The organism is Bradyrhizobium sp. 4 (assembly GCF_023100905.1).
Classification (GTDB): domain Bacteria; phylum Pseudomonadota; class Alphaproteobacteria; order Rhizobiales; family Xanthobacteraceae; genus Bradyrhizobium.
This window is the reverse complement of sequence record NZ_CP064686.1, coordinates 5,898,161-5,917,377: the sequence shown is the minus strand read 5'-3', so window position 1 is coordinate 5,917,377 and position 19,217 is coordinate 5,898,161. Positions and strand designations below refer to the sequence as shown.

Genomic DNA, 19,217 nt, shown 5'->3' with positions numbered 1-19,217 from the left:
CGTTGGGTGTCAGTGGGATTGCGTGACGGGTTCGACGCGGGCGGTCTGCGCCCGCGACAATAGCAGGGTCAGGACCGCGGAGAGAACCAGCAGGCCTGCAACGCAGTAGAGCCCGCCGACAAAGCTGCCGGTCTGGTCCTTGATCCAGCCGATCATGGCGGGCCCCACGAAGCCGCCGAGGTTGCCGATCGAGTTGATGGTGGCGATGCCCGCCGCGGCCGCGGGGCCGGAGAGGAATAACGTCGGCATGCTCCACAGCGGTGGCTTCGCCGAGGAGATGCCGATGTTGACGAGCGCCAGCGCGATCAGCACGGTCACGACGCCGGTCGCAAGTCCGGCAAAGGCGAGCCCCGCCGCCGCGAGCAGGCAGGCCAGAACGACGTGCCAGGTGCGCTCGCCGGTGCGATCCGAATGGCGCGCCCACAGCACCATGGCGACGACGGCGGCGCTCGCCGGCAGCGCGTTGAGGAATCCGACCTGGAGCGAGGACAAGCCGAACTGCTTGATGATCTGCGGCGCCCAGACGCCGAGCGTGTAGAGGCCGGCCGAGGTGCCGAAATAGATCAGTGCCAGCGCCAGCACCCGCGGATCGGCGAGCCCTCGCCAGATGCTATGCTTCGCGGTCGCAGCTTTGCTGGTGGTCTCTACGTTCATGGTCTCGACCAGCCAGCGCCGCTCGTCATCCGCGAGCCATTTTGCTTTCTCCGGGCGGTCTGTGAGGAATGCCAGCACCACGAACCCCAGCAGCACCGCCGGCAGCGCCTCCAGCACGAACAGCCATTGCCAGCCCTTGAAGCCGAGCATTCCATCCATCTCCAGCAGCGCGCCCGAAACGGGCGATCCCAGCACGGTCGAGAGCGGCGCCGCCGCCATGAACAGCGCAGTCACGGCCGCACGCTGGCGTGCCGGGAACCAGTAGGAGAGATAGAGGATGATACCGGGAAAGAACCCGGCCTCGGCGACGCCGAGCAGGAAGCGCAGCGCGTAGAAGCTGGTCGGGCCCTGCACGAAGGCCATCGCGGCCGACACAATGCCCCAGGTGATCATCACCCGCGCGATCCAGATCCGTGCGCCGACCTTGTGCAGGATGATGTTGGAGGGTACCTCGAACAGGAAGTAGCCCCAGAAGAAGATGCCGGCGCCGAAGCCGTAGACGGTCGGCGACAGGCCGATGTCCTTGTTCATCGTCAGCGAGGCGAAGCCGATATTGACGCGGTCGATGAAGGCCACGAAGTAGAGCAGCATGATGAAGGGAACGATGCGCCATGTGATCTTGCGCAGCACGCGCGTCTGAATCTCGGTCGCCATCTCAGCCTCCCTGATTCCGTTGTGACGGCGGACCCTGAAGGTCCACTTCGGAGCCAAGCTAGGCGGGAGTGGCTGGGGGACTCAATTGGCGCTGGTTTATACAAAAAAATGATATAATCCTCGCCGGGAAGGCCAAGAGGACTGCGAATGGAATTGCATCAGTTGCGATGCTTCGTGGCCGCGGCCGAGCAGTTGCATTTCGGCCGCGCAGCACAGCATCTCCAGATGCTGCCCTCCGCGCTGGGCCGCCAGATCAAGCTGCTGGAGCATGATCTGGATACGCGGCTGTTCGCGCGGACGACGCGGGCGGTGTCGCTGACGGAAGATGGCGCGACGCTGCTGCGCGATGCCCGTGCCATTCTTGCCCGCGTCGAGGCGGTCGAGAGCAATCTGCGCAATCGCGCGCGCGCGGGGGCTGCTCGAAAACTCCGGGTCGGCGCGATCGACAGTGCCGCGGCGGGGCTGTTACCGGCATTGCTCCGCGACTTCCGCGCAAAGCACCCGGAGGTCGGGGTGCAGCTTCTGGAGGAGAAGACCGTCCGGCTGCTGCCGAAGATCCTGACCGGCGCGCTCGATCTCGCCTTCGTGCGTCCGCCGGCTCAGCCGGACAAGCGGCTCGAATTCCGCGATCTGCTGCAGGAGACAGCCATCGTGGCCTTCCCGCAGCGCCACGCGTTGGCCAAACGTAAGTCGATCACGCTGGTGGAGATCGCCGACGAAGCGATGCTGGTGCCGGACCGCCGCTCGCGGCCGCACAGCCACGATCTCACGATAAGACTGTTCGAGCAGGCAGGCCTCACGCCACGCATCGTGCAGGTCGCCGACGAGAAGCAGACCATCATCAATCTCGTCGCAACCCGGCTCGGGGTCGCGATCGTGCCGCGCTGGAGCACGCGGATGGCGGTGTCAGGCGTGCGCTTCGTGCCGCTGCGGCCAAAGCAGATCGGACCCGTCGGCCGGCTACCGCTCGCTGCCGCATGGCTGCGCGGCTCGCGTGACCCGACCCGCGACGCGATGCTGTCCGTGCTCGAGACGCGTCTGCGCAGCTATGCGCGCGACGCCTGAGGCGCTATGACATCGGCTGTGCGAGAGGTGTAATGCGATGACTGAACGGCAAGCTTCGAACGAATTGCGGGTTGCCATTGCAGGGCTCGGCTCGATCGGCACCAAGATCGCGACCGCGCTCGATCAGGGCATCGAGGGATTGACGCTCTCCGCCGTGGCGGTGCGCGATCCCACAAAGCATCAGAAATTGCTCGGCGGCCTGCGTCGTCCGCCATCCGTATTGCCGCTCGACCAGCTCGGCGACGCCGCCGACATCGTCGTCGAATGCGCGCCGAGCAGCCAACTCCGTGCGATCGTCGAGCCCGCAGTGAAACGCGGCAGGGCCGCGGTCGTGGTCAGCGTCGGTGGGCTACTCGACAATTTCGATCTTGTCGATCTCGCCCGCGCCAATGGCGGCCGCATCCTGGTGCCGACCGGCGCGCTGATCGGGCTCGACGCCGTCAACGCGGCTGCGATCGGCACCATTCATTCGGTGAAGATGGTCACGCGCAAGCCGATCGACGGCTTGAAGGGCGCGCCGTTCATCGTCCAGAACAATATCGATATCGACAATCTGCGCGAGCCGTTGAAGCTGTTCGAGGGCACGGCGCGCGAGGCCGCGAAAGGCTTTCCGGCCAATCTCAACGTCGCGGTCGCGCTGTCGCTCGCGGGCGTCGGGCCGGATCGCACCCAAGTGCAGATCTGGGCCGACCCCACCGTGACCCGCAACGTTCACCGCATCGAGGTCGAGGCGGATTCCGCGCGCTTCTCGATGTCAATCGAGAACGTCCCGTCCGAGAATCCCAAGACCGGGTTGATCACGGCGCTGTCCGTGATCGCGCTGCTCCGCAAGCAGCGCGCCACGCTCAGTGTTGGAACATAACCTTCAAGCGCCCGTCACGCGCCAGATCACGTTGCCGACGTCGTCGGCCATCAGCAGCGACTTCTTGTCGGGACCGATCACGACGCCGACCGGGCGGCCGTAGGATTCTTTCTCGTCGGGCGCGAGGAAGCCGGACAGGATGTCGCGTGCGGGACCCGAAGGCTTGCCGTTCTCGAACGGGATGAAGACCAACTTGTAGCCTGACAGCTTGCTGCGATTCCACGAACCGTGCTGGCCGATCGCCATGCCGTTCGGGAAGCCGGGCAGCGTGCCCGCCGGCATCCAGCACAGGCCGAGCGAAGCGGTATGGCCGCCGAGCGCGTAGTCCGGCGTGAGCGCCTTGGCGACCATCGTCGGATCCTGCGGCACGCGATCGTCCACCGTCTTGCCCCAGTAGCAATAAGGCCAGCCGTAAAAGCCGCCATCGTGCACCGAGGTCAAATAGTCCGGCGGCGTTTCGTCGCCGAGGCCGTCGCGCTCGTTGACGACGGTCCAGAGCACACCGGTCGTTGGCTCCCAGGCGAGACCAACGGGGTTGCGCAGGCCTGCGCCGAAGATGCGGTGCGTGCCGGCGACGAGGTCGAGCTCGTAGACCGCGGCGCGGCCTTCCTCGACCTCCATGCCCATCTCGGCGATGTTGCTGAGCGAGCCGACGCCGGCATAGAGTTTTTTGCCGTCGGGGCTCGCGAGCAGGCTGCGGGTCCAGTGGCCGTTCGGCTTGAAATTGGTGAGGCGCTTGCCCGGCGCGGTGATGCGATCGGCATTCGCCACGTACGGGAAGGCCATCACGCCGTCGGTGTTGCCGACATAGAAGGTGTCGCCGACCAGCGCCATGCCGAACGGCTGGCTGAGATTTTCCATGAACGCGCCGCGATACTCCGCGACGCCGTCGCCGTCCTTGTCGCGCAGCAGCGTTATGCGGTTGGCGCTGACGCCGAGCGCGGCGGCGCGTCGCATCGTGGCCTGCATTGCGTAGTGAAACACGGACCTCGGCGCCCCCGCGATCTGCGTCGCCTCCGCAATCAGCACGTCGCCATTGGGCAGCACCTCGATCCAGCGCGGATGGTCGAGACCGGTCGCGAACGCATTGACCTTGAGCCCAGGTGCGACCGTCGGCTTCTGTCCCTCGCTCCAGCCCCGCGCCGTCGGCATCTTCAGTGTCGGGATGGCGCCTTGCGGCTTTGCTTCGGGAATGGCGGGCGACTGGCCCCAGGCCGGCGCAGGCACGGTGCCCGACAGCTTTCGCCATTGCAGCGCGATGCCACCGAGAAGCGCAACGAACTGCGCAAAGATGCTGGAAAAAGTCATGAGAGGCCCCTGTTTGCGCGCGCATCCAACGGGCTGGCGGGGCAGACGTCAACCTGTGCGACGGGGCGCGGGGCTCTATTCCCGTGGAATGGCAGCCGCTCGAATTTGCATGGGACGAACGCCGGCCGGCTATGCCCTGAGATCAGCGGCCGATCTGCCGTTCCGCCCGGCGCGCCGTGCGAAAATCATCCAGATGATGGATGTTCGGCGCGAGCGCCGCCTCCCTGGAGAGGAGATGATAAACGCGCGCCACCGTGCGCTGCTTCTGCTTCGGCCGCCCGGGCGGCAGCGCCCGCGCCTTGCGGACGGCGGCGATCGCGTGCTCGCGAAAATAATCGTAGGCGTCGGACATGGCTCGATGCTCTGCGGTCATTGCAGGTGTCGAGGGGCTAACGGCCGCAGGCAGCAGGGGTTCCTGGCAGCAGGTGTGTTGCGCACACAGCTTCCTCGGCGTCGTCCTGGCGAAAGCAGGACCCATACCGCGGAATCCATCGACTGTGTGCGGCCTCAGTTCCGGGCAATCCCCGCCAAGCCGCTCCCTGGGGTAATGGGTCCTGGCTTTCGCCAGGACGACTCCGGAGGTGCAGCCGCGCTACGCTTGCGACGACAGAGTTGAAGCGATACCCGCTCTCACCGCGGCGACAGGAACGGGATGATCATCGGCACGCGGCGGCAATAGGCGCCGTAGGCGTCTTCGCCGAGCTCCTTGGACAGGAACACCTCTTCCATCCGGCCCTTCTGCCACATGCCCAGCGAGATCAGGATGGCGCCGAGCATCGCAGTTACCGTGCCGACCGCGATGCCGGTCACCAGCATGCCGAGGATCAGCCCGGTGTAGATCGGATGGCGCACGATGCCGTACGGGCCGGTGTCGATGACGCGGTGGTCTTGCTTGTGAGTGATGGTGTTGGACCAGAACTGTCCAAGATGCAGCCGTCCCCACCAGGTGAAGGAGATGCCGGCCAGCACGATCAGCGCCACGACGTAGACAGCATTATTGCTGAACACCCAGAGCGGCTTCTCGCCGAGCACCTCGGCGGTCCAGGGCGTGAACAGGATGCCGCCGACCAGGATCGGAATGCGATAGCGGCCGGACTCCAGCGTCATCACCTGCTTCTGGGTACGGCCTTGCCAGAACGAGGCGCCGACCCAGCTTGCGAGCCAGGCGAGCCAAATCAGGGCGAGCAGTTGCGTCGGCCAGGTCGTGGTCCAACCACCCCAGGCGACAGAGAGAAGCTTGCTGAAATCGAAGGACATGCGGAAAGGTTCTTTGGGTTGGGCGGCAGCTCAGCTGGCGCGCGAGGAGAGCGCGTGATGCTCGATGGCGCCGGAGGCAAGCGCGCCGCCGCGGGCGAGAAGATGGGTGATGGTTTCGCGCAAGACCGGCTCGATCGGGCGCGGCGCGTAGCCGAGTTCGGTGCGCGCCTTGTCGATCGAGAGGTCGCTCGCGGCGAGCGCGATGCGCACGCCCTCGGCGGTGCCGTTGGGCGGCCGGCGCGTGATACGATCGGAGAGATATTCGAGCATGATGCCCGACAGTTCGGCCATCTTGCCGGGAACGACGACCGGGAATTGCCGGCGGCCGCTCATCGCGGACATCATCCGCAGAATCTGGCCGAGCCTGACGCAGTCGCCGCCGAGGATGTAGCGCTGGCCGTTACGTCCGCGTTCCATGGTCAGCACGAGGCCCATGGCGACGTCGCGGACGTCGACGAGATTGACCGGGAAGTCGAGATGCGGCTGCACTTTCTTCTGCAGGAAGTACCACAGCATCGCGGTCGGCGGCGTCAGATTATGGTCGGCGGCACCGATCGGCATGGTCGGGGTGCCGATCACCAGCGGAAAACCTTCAGCTGCGGCCTTCGCGGCGCAATGCTCGGCCAGCGATTTTGACCGCGTGTAGGCGCCCGGCATCGCATCGGCCGGCTGCAGCGCCTCTTCGGCGGGAACACCGTTGAGGTCGGAATAGGGGAACAGGATCGATTCCGTCGAGCAGTGCAGGAAGCGCGAGACGCCGCGCTTCATCGCGGCCGCGAGCACGATCTCGGTGCCGCGGCAATTGACGTCGTGAAAGGCCTGCTTGTCGGCGACCCACATGCCGGGCAGGCCGGCGAGATGATAGACCTGATCGACACCCGCAATTGCGGCATCGACCGCGGCGCCGTCCAGCACCGAGCCACGGGCATATTCAACGTCGGCATACGGCGTGGCCGGCGCACGAACATCGAGGACACGCACCCGCTGCCCACGGGCGCGGAGCGCTTCTACGAGATGATGTCCGATGAAGCCGCTGCCACCGGTAACCAGTACGAGAGCCATGCAGAAGGTTTGCTGTTTCGCGTCTAGAACTATCGGGTTGAAAGGGAATTGGTCGGAACAGGCGCCAGAATCGCGGCAAGGTCGCGACGGAAGCCCAATGCGATGAATAATTTTGCCATGACAAACATCGGTCCAAGCAGAAAATGCGTGGGGTGGTCGACCATCGACGGCTGCCGCTCCTCGAAAACCTTGTGGCCGACGATTTGCGACGCGACGCCGAGCCCGATCAGCACCGTAAAAATCGACCACATCATGACGATCGAGACCTGATTGCCGATCGCGGTTGCGACCGAAAGCAGCACGATCATCGCGGCGAGGATGCCGAGCCCGATCCCGGCGTCCAGCACCAGCCAGTAGACCAGCACCGGCAGGGCCAGAATCACGGCCAGACTGACCTCGATCCCGAACACCGGGAAATGCACCAGCGTCAGCGGCAGCACGGCGCCGGTGAAGAGCAGGAGGATGCCGACCACGTGCATCGCGCAGTTCCAGGGATCGCGATGATATTCGACGTAGTCGGCCAGCTGGTGTCGAAAAGAACTGGCCATCTCGGTCTCGTGCAGCATGGGGTCGGGAAGGACGAAAAAAGCCTATAGCACCTGATAGGGCGGTGCACAAACCGGCGCTATTGTCGCGCAAGGCCACGCTGTCGCGCTGTGAGACAGGTCACAAAACGATCAGGACTTCAAAGGGTTCCGCCAGCCGCCGTGGCGCGTCTGTTCAGTGTTTCTTGGCGGGCTTTTTCGCCGCAGGCGCAGGTGTCGCAGCCGGATGCGCAGGCGCTTCCTCGGGTACCTTGGCGTAGGTCAGGATTTGCAACTGGGCGTTGGCGGCCGCGGTTGGCCTGGCCCGGTCGAGAAACTGCTCCTCGCCGAGGCCGATCGGATGCAGCCGCTTGGTCGAGATCTTGAACGTGTTCACCAGCACGTCGCGAATCGCGTCCGCCCGGCGCTGGCTCAGGATCGCGTTGGCCTCGCGCGTCTTCGCGTTGGATTCCACGTGGCCGACGATCAGGAACGTGTAGGGCAGCAGCGAGGCATGGACCAGCGCGTCAGCGAGGCGCCCGACGGTCTGGTAGGACGCCGGCTGGATGATCGGCGTGTCGGCGTCGAACTGGATCTGCGCGGTGAAGGTCGGCAAATTGACCAGATCCGGCGCGATCAGCGGCCGGTTCACCGGACCGGGATCGTTCTTGATCCTGGCCTTGGCCCGCTCCATCACCTGCAGCTTCAGCGCGGGAAGATCGATCTCGGCGGCTTGTTCGAAATGGTTGAGCTTGCCGACGATGTCGTCGCGGGTCGGCGGCGCCGTCTGCGCTTCTGCCGCGCCCGCAAGCAAGGTGAGGCCGAGCGCGATGGTTATTCCGACGATGGAAAGCCGGTTCGCTGGCATCACCGATACCCCGCGTCGTCGACGGCCTTCAGGCAGTTGTTGCTGATGCCCTTGGGCGTCGAGACCAGGCAGGGGACCGCCTTGCTGGTCTCCTTGGTCGAGCCGCCGCAGACCTTGACGATCTCGCGCTGGCAGACGTTCGCCACGGTGACACGGGCTGCGACGCGCTTCTGGATGGCGTCGAAGGCACCGAGATAGTCGCTCTGGCACTGTTGCGAGAGCACGTCGCGGTTGCGCGAGAGGCACTCCTTCAGGCGGGTCGAATCCGGGTTGACGCCGCGGCAATTGGCAACGATTTCCGCACCGCAACTTTTCGCAAGCATCCCGATCGCATCGCCAAAGCTCATGGTCTCCGCCGCCGCAAGCGACGGCATAACCAATGCCAGCAAGATCAGTGTGATGGAGCCCCGGACCATGGCCGCATCTGATACGGGGAAGTTCGCGGTGGTCAAGGGCTGTTCGGGCGAGAAGTGTCGAGAGTCCGACCAGTGCGGCGAACAGTCCTCACTCCGTGGCCTCAGTGAGGGGTGGCCATTCGATCAGGGCGACCGTGTGCTTCCCGAGCTCGTCGGCCACATCAGTGTCGGCCTTGAGCTCGTCCAATGTCCGCGGCGGGGGAAGCTGGCGGCCGTCCGCGATCAGTTCCTGTGCATAGAACGCGAGTGCCTCGGGCGCATTCTCCAGGGCCTCATCGACGTCGTCGCCGCCGGAAATGCAGCCGGGCAGGTCGGGAAACCACAGGCCGACGGCTTCGTCCGGGCCGGCGTCCTCGATGATGGCGATGTAGTGCGGCATGCAGGCCTCACGCCCGCTGCACAAAACTGTCCACGACCTTCTTTTCCCCCGCCTTGTCGAAGGCGATGGTGAGCTTGTTGCCGTCGATCTTGGTGACGCGGCCATAGCCGAATTTCTGGTGGAAGACGCGGTCGGAGAGGGAGAATTCCGAGGTCGTGCCGGTGGATTTGGCCACCAGCTCGCCCTCGATCGTCAGCGGTCCGCGGCGACGCGAGGAGAAGCTGCCGAAATCGGGCGAGGACGACTGGGACGAAAACGACGAGGCTTGTTCCTCGAAGCTGCCGCGGCCGCCATTGCCGCCCCCGCCGCCGCCACGATTGCGATTGGCCTGGGCGCGCTGCCAGCCGGGGGTCGAATAGGTGGAGCCGAACGCTTCCATGTCGTCGAAGCGGGAGGCGCCGTAGCCGCCGGTGCCGCCCCAGGCCGAGCCGCCCTTGGATTCTGTGATCTCGACATTGGCGGCCGGCAATTCGTCGAGGAAGCGCGACGGGATCGTGGTCGACCAGGTGCCGTGGATCCGGCGGTTGGTCGCAAAGTAGATTTTGGCGCGGCGGCGGGCCCGGGTCAGGCCGACATGGCCGAGCCGGCGCTCTTCCTCGAGGCCGGCGCGGCCCTGTTCGTCCAGCGTGCGCTGGCTCGGAAACAGGCCTTCCTCCCAGCCCGGCAGGAACACGTTGTCGAATTCCAGCCCCTTGGCCGAATGCAAGGTCATCAGCGACACTGCGTCCTCATCGGCACCGCTGTCGCGGTCCATCACCAGCGAGATGTGCTCCAAAAACCCTTGCAAATTCTCGAACTCCTCCATCGAGCGCACCAGCTCCTTGAGGTTTTCGAGCCGGCCCGCGGCGTCCGCCGAACGGTCCTTCTGCCACATCTCGGTGTAGCCGCTCTCGTCGAGCACGATCTCGGCGAGCTCCGTGTGCGAGGTGACCTCGCGCTGGGCGCGCCAGCGGTCGAACTGGGCGACGACGTCGCGTAACGAGCCGCGCGCCTTCGGCTTCAGCTCGTCGGTCTCGACCACCGCGCGCGCCGCCTCGAACAGCGGAATGCGGCGCTTGCGGGCGTGATCGTGCAGCATCTGCACGGTGGCATCGCCCAGGCCGCGCTTGGGCGTGTTGACGATGCGCTCGAAGGCGAGATCGTCGGCCGGCGAATTGATGACGCGCAGATAGGCCAGCGCGTCGCGGATTTCGGCGCGCTCGTAGAAGCGCGGGCCGCCGATGACGCGATAGGGCAGGCCGAGCGTGACGAAGCGGTCCTCGAACTCGCGCATCTGGTAGGACGCGCGCACCAGGATGGCGATCTCGTTGAGCTTGTCGCCCTGGCGCTGGATCTGCTCGATCTCCTCGCCGATGCCGCGGGCTTCCTCTTCCGAATCCCACGAGCCTGTCACCGTGACCTTCTCGCCGTCATGGTCTTCGGTGCGCAGCGTCTTGCCGAGCCGGCCCTCGTTGTGGGCGATCAGGTGCGAGGCGGCGGCGAGGATGTGGCCGGTCGAGCGGTAGTTGCGCTCGAGGCGGATGACCTTGGCGCCGGGGAAATCATGGTCGAAGCGCAGGATGTTGTCGACCTCCGCGCCGCGCCAGCCATAGATCGACTGGTCGTCATCGCCGACGCAGCAGATGTTCTTGACGTGTGTTTTTTCTTGCGCCGGAGGCGGCGCCTCCGCGCCATCGCTCGGCGAAGAATCGATGGCTTGCCGGGGCAAGCCCGGCAATGACGGATTGGCCGACGGCGCCTGCGACAGCAGCCGCAGCCACAGATACTGCGCGACGTTGGTGTCTTGATACTCATCGACCAGGATGAATTTGAAGCGCTGCTGGTACTGCCGCAGGATATCCGGGTGCTCGCGGAAGATGCGGATGTCCTCGAGCAGCAGATCGCCGAAATCGGCGGCGTTCAAAATCTTCAGCCGCTCCTGGTAGCTCGCATAGAGCTTGCCGCCCTTGCCGTTGGCGAACACGGCGGCTTCGCCCGACGGCACCTGCGACGGCGTCAGGCCGCGATTCTTCCAGCCGTCGATGAGGCCGGCGAGCATGCGCGCGGGCCAGCGCTTGTCGTCGATATTGTCGGCTTGCAGAAGCTGCTTGAGCAGTCGGACCTGATCGTCGACGTCGAGCACGGTGAAGTTCGACTTGAGCTGCGCCAGCTCGGCGTGGGTCCGCAGGATGCGCCCGCCGATGGAGTGGAAAGTGCCGAGCCACGGCATCCCTTCCACCGCATGACCGAGCATCTGACCCAGCCGGTGCTTCATCTCGCGCGCGGCCTTGTTGGTGAAGGTCACCGACAGGATTTCGGATGGGCGGGCGCGGCCCTGGCTCAGGATATGGGCGATGCGCGTGGTCAGCACGCGGGTCTTGCCGGTGCCGGCGCCGGCCAGCACCAGAACCGGGCCGTCCAGCGTTTCCACAGCCTCGCGCTGCTCCGGATTGAGCCCGGACAGGTATTGCGGGCCCACCGAGGCCCGCGCACGCGCTGCGATGCCGCCGGCTGCGGGCTGGTGGTCGGGGACGCTCTGGGACGTGATCTTGCTCGGCTCGGTCATGCGAATCATTTGCCCCACGTTGGCACCGCGGGGTGGTGAAAGGGGAGCCTTCTTAACAGGGATTGGTCCCTATATGGGGCCGCGGGCGGAGGTTTTCCACGTGCGCGGAAAGCCAATTTGTTCCTGCGGGTCAGGCGAATTTCCGGCCCTAGCGGCTCGGAACCATTGTTCCGAGTTGGCGATTGGTTCTGCAAGTGAGGCGCGTCAGGCGCGCCGATCGCAGACAGACATCGAAACAGAGGTTCGGATCATGCTTAGCTGGGTAGTGACGTTTCTGGTTATCGCCCTGATCGCCGGTATCCTGGGCTTTGGCGGCCTCGCCGGCGCGTCGATCGAAATCGCCAAGATCATCTTCTTCATTGCCGTCGTGTTGTTCCTGGTCTCGGCCGTTGTCGGTCTGGCCCGCGGCCGTACCAGGGTCTAGCGCGCTTACCGCTTCGAGGGCATCGCCACGTTCCGGCCGATGCCCTCGGGCCGTGGCACCGCGCTGTGGGTCTCGACCACCGCTGCGATGCGCTCGCTTATGTCTGGCGGAAAGGCCGCCACCTTTCGTGAGCCCATGTCGATGTGGAGCGACATGTTCTCCGACGTGGCAGATAGCCAGCCTTCGGTGGCGTGTCGCAGCTCCTGGAAGGTGTGAAGCCGCTTGTCGTCGGCTTCCAGCAGCCAGACCGAGACCTGCACGGGATCGCCGAGGTGGATTTCGCGCAAATAGCGCACGTGGCATTCGGCAGTGAAGGTCGAGCCGCCGCGCTCCTTCATGTAGCCCGGCCCGATCCCGAGCGTCAGCCACATCTGATCGATCGCGCGGTCGAACATCACGTTATAATAGGCCATGTTGAGGTGGCCGTTGTAGTCGATCCATTGCGGCTCGACCTGCATGATCGAGGCGCGGAACGGCGCGCCCTCGATCGTTGTGGCAGCAGTCTCCGGCATGTGTCCTTCCCCAGCTATGCATCCGGTCGCTTGACTTGACCGGTGAGATGTCCTTTGCCACGGTTCGTCTCGTCGGGAGGAACGTCCGTGGGTACGACCATCACCAATAATCCGCCGCGGCCGGCGCCGAAAGCCCTTGCGAGCGCGCTGGAGCAGCTTGCCGCGCGGTTCGGCAACCGCCTCATCACCTCGCAGGCCGTCCGCGAGCAGCACGGCCATACCACCACATGGATCGTGAACCAGCCGCCGGACGGCGTGGTGATGGCGCAGGAGACCGCCGACATCCAGGACGTGGTGCGGATCTGCGCGAAAAACGGCGTGCCCGTCATCGCCTTCGGCACCGGCACCTCGCTCGAGGGCCAGGTCAACGCACCCGCCGGCGGAATCTGCATCGACCTACGCGACATGAACAAGGTGCTCGCGGTGCATGCCGAGGACCTCGACTGCGTGATCCAGCCCGGCGTCACCCGCAAGGCGCTGAACGAGCATCTGCGCGACCAGGGCTTGTTCTTCCCGATCGACCCCGGCGCGGACGCCTCCCTCGGCGGCATGGCCTCGACCCGCGCCTCCGGCACCAACGCGGTGCGCTACGGCACCATGCGCGACAGTGTGCTGGCGCTGAAAGTGGTCCGCGGCGACGGCGAGATCATCACGACCGGCACGCGCGCGAAGAAATCATCCGCCGGCTATGACCTGACGCATCTGTTCGTCGGCGCCGAGGGCACGCTCGGCATCATCTCGGAACTGACCATCCGCCTGCGTGGCATCCCCGATACGATCGCGGCCGGCGCGGTGTCGTTCGAGACCGTGCACGGGGCGTGTCAGGCCGTGATCCTGGCGATCCAGACCGGCATTCCCGTAGCGCGCATCGAGTTGCTCAACGCCGCGCAGGTACGGGCCTGCAACGCCTATTCGAAGCTGACGCTGCCGGAAACGCCGCTGCTACTGATGGAATTCCACGGCAGCGAGATCGAGGTCGCCGAACAGTCCAAGGCCTTCGGCGAGATCGCAAAGGACTGCGGCGGCGGCGATTTCTCCTGGACCACCAAACCGGAGGATCGCACAAAACTGTGGCAGGCGCGGCACGACGCCTACTGGTCGGTGAAGGCGCTGCGGCCCGGTGACAGCATCGGCGTGGTCGCGACCGACGTCTGCGTGCCGATCTCGCGCCTTGCCGAATGTGTCGGCGAAACCGAGGAAGATCTCAAGCGACTCAACCTGTTGTCGCCGATCGTGGGCCATGTCGGCGACGGCAATTTCCACTGCTCGCTGGTCTGCGACACCAACGATGCCGACGAGATGGCCCGCGGCGAGGAGTTCATGCATCGGCTGGTCGAGCGCGCGCAGGCGATGGACGGCACCTGCACCGGCGAGCACGGCATAGGCCAGGGCAAGCAGAAATATCTCAAGGCGGAGCTCGGCCCCGAGGCGATCGATGCGATGCGGGCACTGAAAAAGGCGCTCGATCCGCAGAACATCTTCAATCCCGGCAAGATCGTACCGGAGGCGTAGCGCGCAGGCTCACCGCCGTTTATGCTCGCTCCGTCACCGCGGAGCAGACAATGCAGTGGTTCGCGCGCAAGACGCAACGGGATATCTGGGACGAAGCGGTCGAACGGCCGCTCGGCGATATCGAGGCCGCCGAGCGCATCCGTGCGATCTGTGACGCCGCCGCGGCGAGCGCGGCAGGGGCCGCCCGCAGCGACAAGCGCGACAGCGAGCGCTACGAGCGCGCGGCGAAAGTCGCGATGGAAATCGCGATGAAGATCGCGGACGGGCTGATGCGCGACGACGCAGTCCGTCGCATCGTCGATCTCTGCATGACAGCGAACGACCTCAAGACGGCGCAAATCCTGTTTCGCGCGATCCATGCCAGCTGGATCCGCGAAACGATCCAGCGGGATCATCCGACATTGGCGCAGTGAGCGCAGTTATTTCGCCAGCCTGCGCACGGCCTCGTCGACACTGTGGAAGACGTTTTCCCGGGGCAGGGCCTCGAACAGTTTGAACCGCTCGAATGCGTCCTGCGCGCGCACCGATTCCAGCCGGGCCAGCGCGACCGTGACACCCTGTTCGCTGCACGCCCTGAACACATCGAGCAGGATCTGCGCGGCGGTGAAGTCGATCTCGACCATGCCGCTCGCCTCCAGCACCAGCAGCTGCGGAGGCGTCGCGCCGAGCACCTTGGTCACGTCGCTGCGAAAGCCGGGCGCGTTGAGGAACGACAGCGGCGCCTGCAGCCCGATCACGGCGACTCCGGCGATGCGCTCGCCGGCGATGTGCGGATGCGCCGGCCACCAGATCGTGGTGCCCGGCACGCGCTCGAACTCGACGAGCCGCGCGCGCGTCGTGCTCCAGATGCCGTGCAGCAGCGACAGCACGATGCCGAGGAACGCACCCTGCTGGATCGGCAGCACGATGATCAGCGCGGCGGTGGCGGCGATCAGCAGGAATTCGCTCGGGGATTGGCGATAGATCGTGACGATCTGCTTCACGCGGATGATGCGCAGCGCGACGAACAGCAGGATGCCGCCGAGGGCTGCGTCCGGAACGTGCTGCAGCAATCCCGTTCCAAACGCGAGCAGCGCCAGTACGATTGTCGCCGCGGCGAGACCCGCGAGCTGCGATTGTCCGCCGGTCTCGGCGACAATGCCCGTCCGCGGCGGGCTGGCATTGACCGGAAACGCGCCGAACAGGCCCGACAGCGCGCTGCCGGCACCCACGCCGAGAAAATCGCGATCGACATCGGCCGGCTTGTCGGGATCGGACGGGAACGAGCGCGTCGTCGCCGCGGTCTGCACCATCACCACGACCGTGATGACAAACGCGAGCGGCACGAGGCGGACCCATTGCTCCGGTGCAAGCTCGGGGAAGGTCGGCCGCGGCAGCGTGCCCGGCACGAGGCCTACGACATTGACGCCCTTGTTCTCGAGGCCGAGCGCGATCGTGGCCAGGGTCGCGGCGACGAGCCCGATCAGTGCGCCCGGAATTTTTGCGCTGATCTTCTCAGCGACGAAGACCACGGCAAGCACGCCGAAGCCGATGCACAACGTGAAGGGATTGCTGCGGCCGAGCTCGCTTGCGAGCACACCGATGCGATCGAGCGTCGGTCCGCCCGGCGAGTCCAGGCCCAGCACGCCCGGCAATTGCGACACGATGATGTGGACGGAGATGCCGGCGAGGAAGCCGACCATGACGGGCACGGACAAGAGATTGGCGATGCCGCCAAGGCGGAAGGCGCCGCCCGCCAGCATCATCGCACCGACCATCAACGCCAGCGCGATTGCGAGGCCCTGATACTCAGGCGAGCCGGCAGCAGCCAGCGCCGCCAGTCCGCCGGCGAAGATCGGCGTGATCGTGGAATCGGCGCCGCAGGACAGGAAGCGGTTGCGGCCGAGCATCGCAAAGCCGAGCGATCCCGCCATGAAGGCGAAGAAGCCGATCTGCGGCGCGAAGCCGCCGAGCCGCGCCGTGGCCATCTGCTCGGGAATCGCGATCGCCGCAAGCGTCAGCCCCGCCATCAAATCGCCCGGGAGGGAATAGGACGCGAGTGAGCGAAACAGCGGCCAAGCTGGCTTGGCGCGAGCGTCGTGCGGCATCGATGTGGAGTCCCCGGAAAGCCTGGCGTCAGTCGGTTAGACTACAGCATTTCCGTATCGGGAAGCAGCAGACGCAGTTTATCTCCATCCGTCGACGGAGGACAGATCTGTCCTCCGTATCTCGCGAGTGGGGTCTCAGTACCGGCCGCGGTCGTTGTGATAGTCGCCGCCGCGTCCGCCGCCCATACCCATGCCGATCCCGACACCGATGCCAATGCCCTGCATGATGGCGCCGGGCGGCGGGCCGCGATCCGGTGGCGGCGCGCGCTCGTAGATCACCTCATCAGGCGGCGGCCGGCGTTGCCTGGGCGGCGTGTCGACCACCTTGCGCTTTGGCGGGGTGTCGTCGACGCGCTTCTTGATCACGGGCGCGACCGCCGGGTTGACCGGCGAAGCCGGCGGTGTGGGCGTCGAGCACGGGCAGGTCGGCGCCATTGCGACGGCGACCGGGGCAGGAGCGGCCGCGACCACAGCAGGCAAGACGTAGTTGCGGTTCTGCACGCGGAGCAGCAGCCGGCGTGCGGTCGCAGCCAGATCGCTGTTGTCCCAGTTCGTCAGATAAGCCTCGAACGAGGCGCGGGTGTTGATCGCGGTGGCGCGCTCCCACGCCAGCATCTGGCGCCGGCGCTCCACGATCGTGCGCAGGCGCGGGGTACGGGTATCCTGGGCGTACAACTCGATATACGCCTGATACGCCGGCACGGTGTCGTCGGTGATCACCATCTCATAGGCGACCATGGCCGGCTTGCCCTGCAAGTCCTTGCGCCAGTCCTCGAGGCTGCGCGTGCCGCTCGCAAGTGCCATGGAGGATGCGCCAGGAAGCGCAGCCTGACTGCCGCTGCCGTCGCCGCCGAAGAACTTGAAGTCGGTCGTCAGCGACGAGCTTTCCCAGGGGATCTGGCGTCCGTCGGTCGATTGCGCCACGGCGACGCGAATGCGCTTGAACACTTCCTCGATCGGCAGATTGGGCTGCTTGGCGACGGTCAGCGCCGCGGTGGTGTAGGGGCTGTCGATGCCGGAGCCATCCTCGGCTTCGGAGCCCGGCGAGGTCGAATAGGAAATGAAGGAGCCCGGCGCGCCGGCCTTGGTGTCGACGATCGCAAGCCCGTGGCCGGCGCCGCTGAGCGCCGGGAACGGGTTGTTGCGGCAGGCATCGAGCATGAAGATGCGGGCTCGTGTCGGCAGCGCGCCGAGCGTGTTGAGCAAATCGTTGAGCCGCACACCCTGCAGCGGAATGTCGGCTTCGCGCTTCGGGTCGAGATCGACGGGAACGAGATAGTTCTCGCCGTCGATCTGGAGGCCGTGGCCGGCATAGAACACCAGCGCGACGGTGTCGGCGCCGCTGGCGCTGACCTTGCCGGCGAAATCCGAGATCGCCTGACGCATGTCGTTCTGCGCCAGATTGGATGCCGTGGTGACGGTGAAGCCGGCATTGCCGAGCAGCTCCGTCATGCCCTTGGCGTCGTTGGCTGCGTTGGGCAGTTCCGGCACGGTGCGATAGGCCGATTGACCGATCACGAGTGCGAGCCGCGCTTCGGCCGCCGCATCCGTGGGCGTCGTCAATTGCGTGAGCGCGAGAAGAGCGGATGCAAGAATCAAATTGCGAAGAACTGGACGGCGCATGGTGTCACCTCCATCGGCAATGCGCGCGATGATGTCACCTTTTCTAGGTGGCCGCCATGCGTCTGTCTGTGCAGTGGATCACGTTGAGCTGCGGCAAAATGGGGCAGGAGGTCTGCCAGAGCCAGTGCGGCATCGTTCTGGCACCATCCATGTGAATTGCGCATTGATCCATGCGCCAATTAGATTGATTGCCGATGCCGCGCGAAAGCATCCTCTCGCACATCGGTCCCCGTGCCGCTCTAATCCAGAATCCTGCAAGAAATCCGGTTGTTTCGCCGCGCGCGGATGCCGTCGATCTTCGCGACGCGCCGCTTTGCGACCACCGGCCGCAAGCCTTGCCTGCGCCGTCGCTTTCGCCATACAGTCCGCGCAACGGGCTGCGGCAACGACCGTCGCTCGAAAAATAATAATTGGGGAGAAACCGCATTATGTCCATCGTGCCCGTGAACCGTCGCGCGTTCATCAAGTCGTCGACGGGACTTGCCGCCGGCCTCGTGTTCTCCCCCGCACTCATCGGCCGCGCCGAAGCCGCGACCTTGAAGCTGAAATGCTCCTCCTCGCTGCCGAACGATCCCAAATTCGCCAACGGCCGCGTCTATTACGACAATCTCATGAAAAACCTGAAGGCGAACGGCCTCGGTGAACAGGTCGAGGTCGCGTTCTTTCCCGACAACCAATTGGGTCAGGAAATCGACGTCATCAACTCGGTGAAGCTCGGCGTCATCGATCTCATGGTCTCGGGCTCGTCGATCTCGGCCAATCTGGTGCCGCTGGTCGGGACCTTCGATCTCGGCTTCCTGTTCTCGAGCTTCCCGCAGCAGACCAAAGCGTTCGATTCGGGCGCCGCCAAGCCGATCGAGGAGGCGCTGCTCAAGGGCAGCAACATCCGCATCATCGCCTGGGCGTATAATTTCGGCTCGCGCAGCGTGCTGGCGCGGAAGCCGGTGAAGACGCCAGAAGATCTCGCCGGTCTCAAGATCCGCACCCTGCCGAATCCCGTCATCACGGAATGCCTGCGCCTAATGGGCGCCGCCGCGACGCCGCTGGCCTTTGGCGAAATCTACACGGCGTTGCAGGCCGGCGTGCTCGACGGGCTCGAGCACGATCCGCCGACCATCTTGGCGAGCAAGTTCTTCGAAACGGCGAAATTCTATTCACTGACGCAGCACAATTTCTCGCCGCTCGCGATCTATTTCAGCGACGCGACCTACAATCGCATGGATCCGAAGCTGCGCGAGGGTTTCCTCGACGCCGCGAAGAAGGCTGCAGCCGACACGCGGACCCACGGGCTCGCGGTCGAGAAGGAGGCGCTGTCGGCTTTGACCGAGAAGGGCGTGACGGTGGCCGAATGCGACCGCGAGGCGTTCAAGAAGCGCGTCGCGCCGCAAATCGAGAACTTCATCAAGGCGCGGCCGGATTCCAAGGCCGTCATCGACATCATCCGCGCCACGCAGGCCTGACGTGG

General features: G+C 65.4%; 19 protein-coding genes. 6 read left to right on the top strand and 13 right to left on the bottom strand.

Features of this window, described 5'->3' with window-relative positions; translation table 11 throughout:
- Positions 1-9 precede the first annotated feature (9 nt).
- The gene (locus IVB45_RS28250; RefSeq protein WP_027570741.1) at positions 10-1,308 is read right to left on the bottom strand and encodes an MFS transporter; all 1,299 of its coding nucleotides are present in this window, start codon (positions 1,306-1,308) and stop codon (positions 10-12) included.
- 147 nt (positions 1,309-1,455) lie between these two features.
- Between IVB45_RS28250 and IVB45_RS28245 the strand changes: the two genes are divergently transcribed.
- Positions 1,456-2,373, top strand: coding sequence for a LysR family transcriptional regulator (locus tag IVB45_RS28245; protein WP_247358728.1), 918 nt, complete (start codon positions 1,456-1,458; stop codon positions 2,371-2,373).
- Between the two features lie 37 nt (positions 2,374-2,410).
- The gene (locus tag IVB45_RS28240; RefSeq protein WP_247358731.1) at positions 2,411-3,235 is read left to right on the top strand and encodes an aspartate dehydrogenase; all 825 of its coding nucleotides are present in this window, start codon (positions 2,411-2,413) and stop codon (positions 3,233-3,235) included.
- A gap of 3 nt (positions 3,236-3,238) precedes the next feature.
- On the opposite strand, the gene IVB45_RS28235 is transcribed toward IVB45_RS28240, so the two are convergent.
- The 9 genes from IVB45_RS28235 to IVB45_RS28195 all read right to left on the bottom strand — a co-directional run bounded on the left by IVB45_RS28235 (position 3,239) and on the right by IVB45_RS28195 (position 11,603).
- Positions 3,239-4,543 carry a sorbosone dehydrogenase family protein gene (locus IVB45_RS28235; RefSeq protein WP_247358733.1) on the bottom strand — a complete coding sequence of 435 codons (1,305 nt, stop codon included), beginning with the start codon at positions 4,541-4,543 and terminating at the stop codon, positions 3,239-3,241.
- A 142-nt stretch (positions 4,544-4,685) separates the two neighbouring features.
- A complete protein-coding gene (locus tag IVB45_RS28230; RefSeq protein WP_247358734.1) occupies positions 4,686-4,895 on the bottom strand; it encodes a hypothetical protein in 210 nt (69 codons plus the stop codon).
- Positions 4,896-5,173: 278 nt separating this feature from the next.
- Positions 5,174-5,800: an isoprenylcysteine carboxylmethyltransferase family protein gene (locus IVB45_RS28225; RefSeq protein ID WP_027570745.1), complete on the bottom strand. Its 627-nt coding sequence runs from the start codon at positions 5,798-5,800 to the stop codon at positions 5,174-5,176.
- Positions 5,801-5,830: 30 nt separating this feature from the next.
- The gene (locus tag IVB45_RS28220; RefSeq protein ID WP_027570746.1) at positions 5,831-6,862 is read right to left on the bottom strand and encodes an NAD-dependent epimerase/dehydratase family protein; all 1,032 of its coding nucleotides are present in this window, start codon (positions 6,860-6,862) and stop codon (positions 5,831-5,833) included.
- Between the two features lie 29 nt (positions 6,863-6,891).
- The gene (locus IVB45_RS28215; protein ID WP_346015297.1) at positions 6,892-7,428 is read right to left on the bottom strand and encodes an Mpo1-like protein; all 537 of its coding nucleotides are present in this window, start codon (positions 7,426-7,428) and stop codon (positions 6,892-6,894) included.
- Positions 7,429-7,582: 154 nt separating this feature from the next.
- The gene (locus tag IVB45_RS28210) at positions 7,583-8,254 is read right to left on the bottom strand and encodes an OmpA family protein (protein ID WP_027570748.1); all 672 of its coding nucleotides are present in this window, start codon (positions 8,252-8,254) and stop codon (positions 7,583-7,585) included.
- Positions 8,254-8,670 (bottom strand): hypothetical protein, encoded by a 417-nt coding sequence (locus IVB45_RS28205; protein WP_027570749.1) that lies wholly within the window; start codon positions 8,668-8,670, stop codon positions 8,254-8,256. The genes IVB45_RS28210 and IVB45_RS28205 overlap by 1 nt, the downstream gene beginning before the upstream one ends.
- 88 nt (positions 8,671-8,758) lie before the next feature.
- Positions 8,759-9,049, bottom strand: coding sequence for a type II toxin-antitoxin system HicB family antitoxin (locus IVB45_RS28200; RefSeq protein ID WP_247358738.1), 291 nt, complete (start codon positions 9,047-9,049; stop codon positions 8,759-8,761).
- Positions 9,050-9,056: 7 nt separating this feature from the next.
- Positions 9,057-11,603 carry a UvrD-helicase domain-containing protein gene (locus tag IVB45_RS28195; RefSeq protein WP_247358740.1) on the bottom strand — a complete coding sequence of 849 codons (2,547 nt, stop codon included), beginning with the start codon at positions 11,601-11,603 and terminating at the stop codon, positions 9,057-9,059.
- 241 nt (positions 11,604-11,844) lie between these two features.
- Between IVB45_RS28195 and IVB45_RS28190 the strand changes: the two genes are divergently transcribed.
- Entirely contained in the window at positions 11,845-12,018 is a 174-nt protein-coding gene (locus tag IVB45_RS28190; protein ID WP_007613448.1) for a DUF1328 domain-containing protein, read from the top strand.
- A 5-nt stretch (positions 12,019-12,023) separates the two neighbouring features.
- On the opposite strand, the gene IVB45_RS28185 is transcribed toward IVB45_RS28190, so the two are convergent.
- A complete protein-coding gene (locus IVB45_RS28185) occupies positions 12,024-12,530 on the bottom strand; it encodes a thioesterase family protein (protein WP_247358742.1) in 507 nt (168 codons plus the stop codon).
- A gap of 87 nt (positions 12,531-12,617) precedes the next feature.
- Here IVB45_RS28185 and IVB45_RS28180 point away from each other — a divergent pair, with 87 nt between their 5' ends.
- Positions 12,618-14,042 carry an FAD-linked oxidase C-terminal domain-containing protein gene (locus IVB45_RS28180; protein ID WP_247358743.1) on the top strand — a complete coding sequence of 475 codons (1,425 nt, stop codon included), beginning with the start codon at positions 12,618-12,620 and terminating at the stop codon, positions 14,040-14,042.
- A 50-nt stretch (positions 14,043-14,092) separates the two neighbouring features.
- Entirely contained in the window at positions 14,093-14,455 is a 363-nt protein-coding gene (locus IVB45_RS28175) for a hypothetical protein (RefSeq protein WP_247358746.1), read from the top strand.
- Between the two features lie 6 nt (positions 14,456-14,461).
- Here IVB45_RS28175 and IVB45_RS28170 read toward each other — a convergent pair whose 3' ends face one another.
- Entirely contained in the window at positions 14,462-16,129 is a 1,668-nt protein-coding gene (locus IVB45_RS28170) for a SulP family inorganic anion transporter (protein ID WP_247358748.1), read from the bottom strand.
- 135 nt (positions 16,130-16,264) lie between these two features.
- A complete protein-coding gene (locus IVB45_RS28165; RefSeq protein ID WP_247358749.1) occupies positions 16,265-17,752 on the bottom strand; it encodes a caspase family protein in 1,488 nt (495 codons plus the stop codon).
- Positions 17,753-18,180: 428 nt separating this feature from the next.
- Here IVB45_RS28165 and IVB45_RS28160 point away from each other — a divergent pair, with 428 nt between their 5' ends.
- A complete protein-coding gene (locus tag IVB45_RS28160; protein WP_247358751.1) occupies positions 18,181-19,212 on the top strand; it encodes a TRAP transporter substrate-binding protein in 1,032 nt (343 codons plus the stop codon).
- The last annotated feature ends 5 nt before the right edge of the window (positions 19,213-19,217 follow it).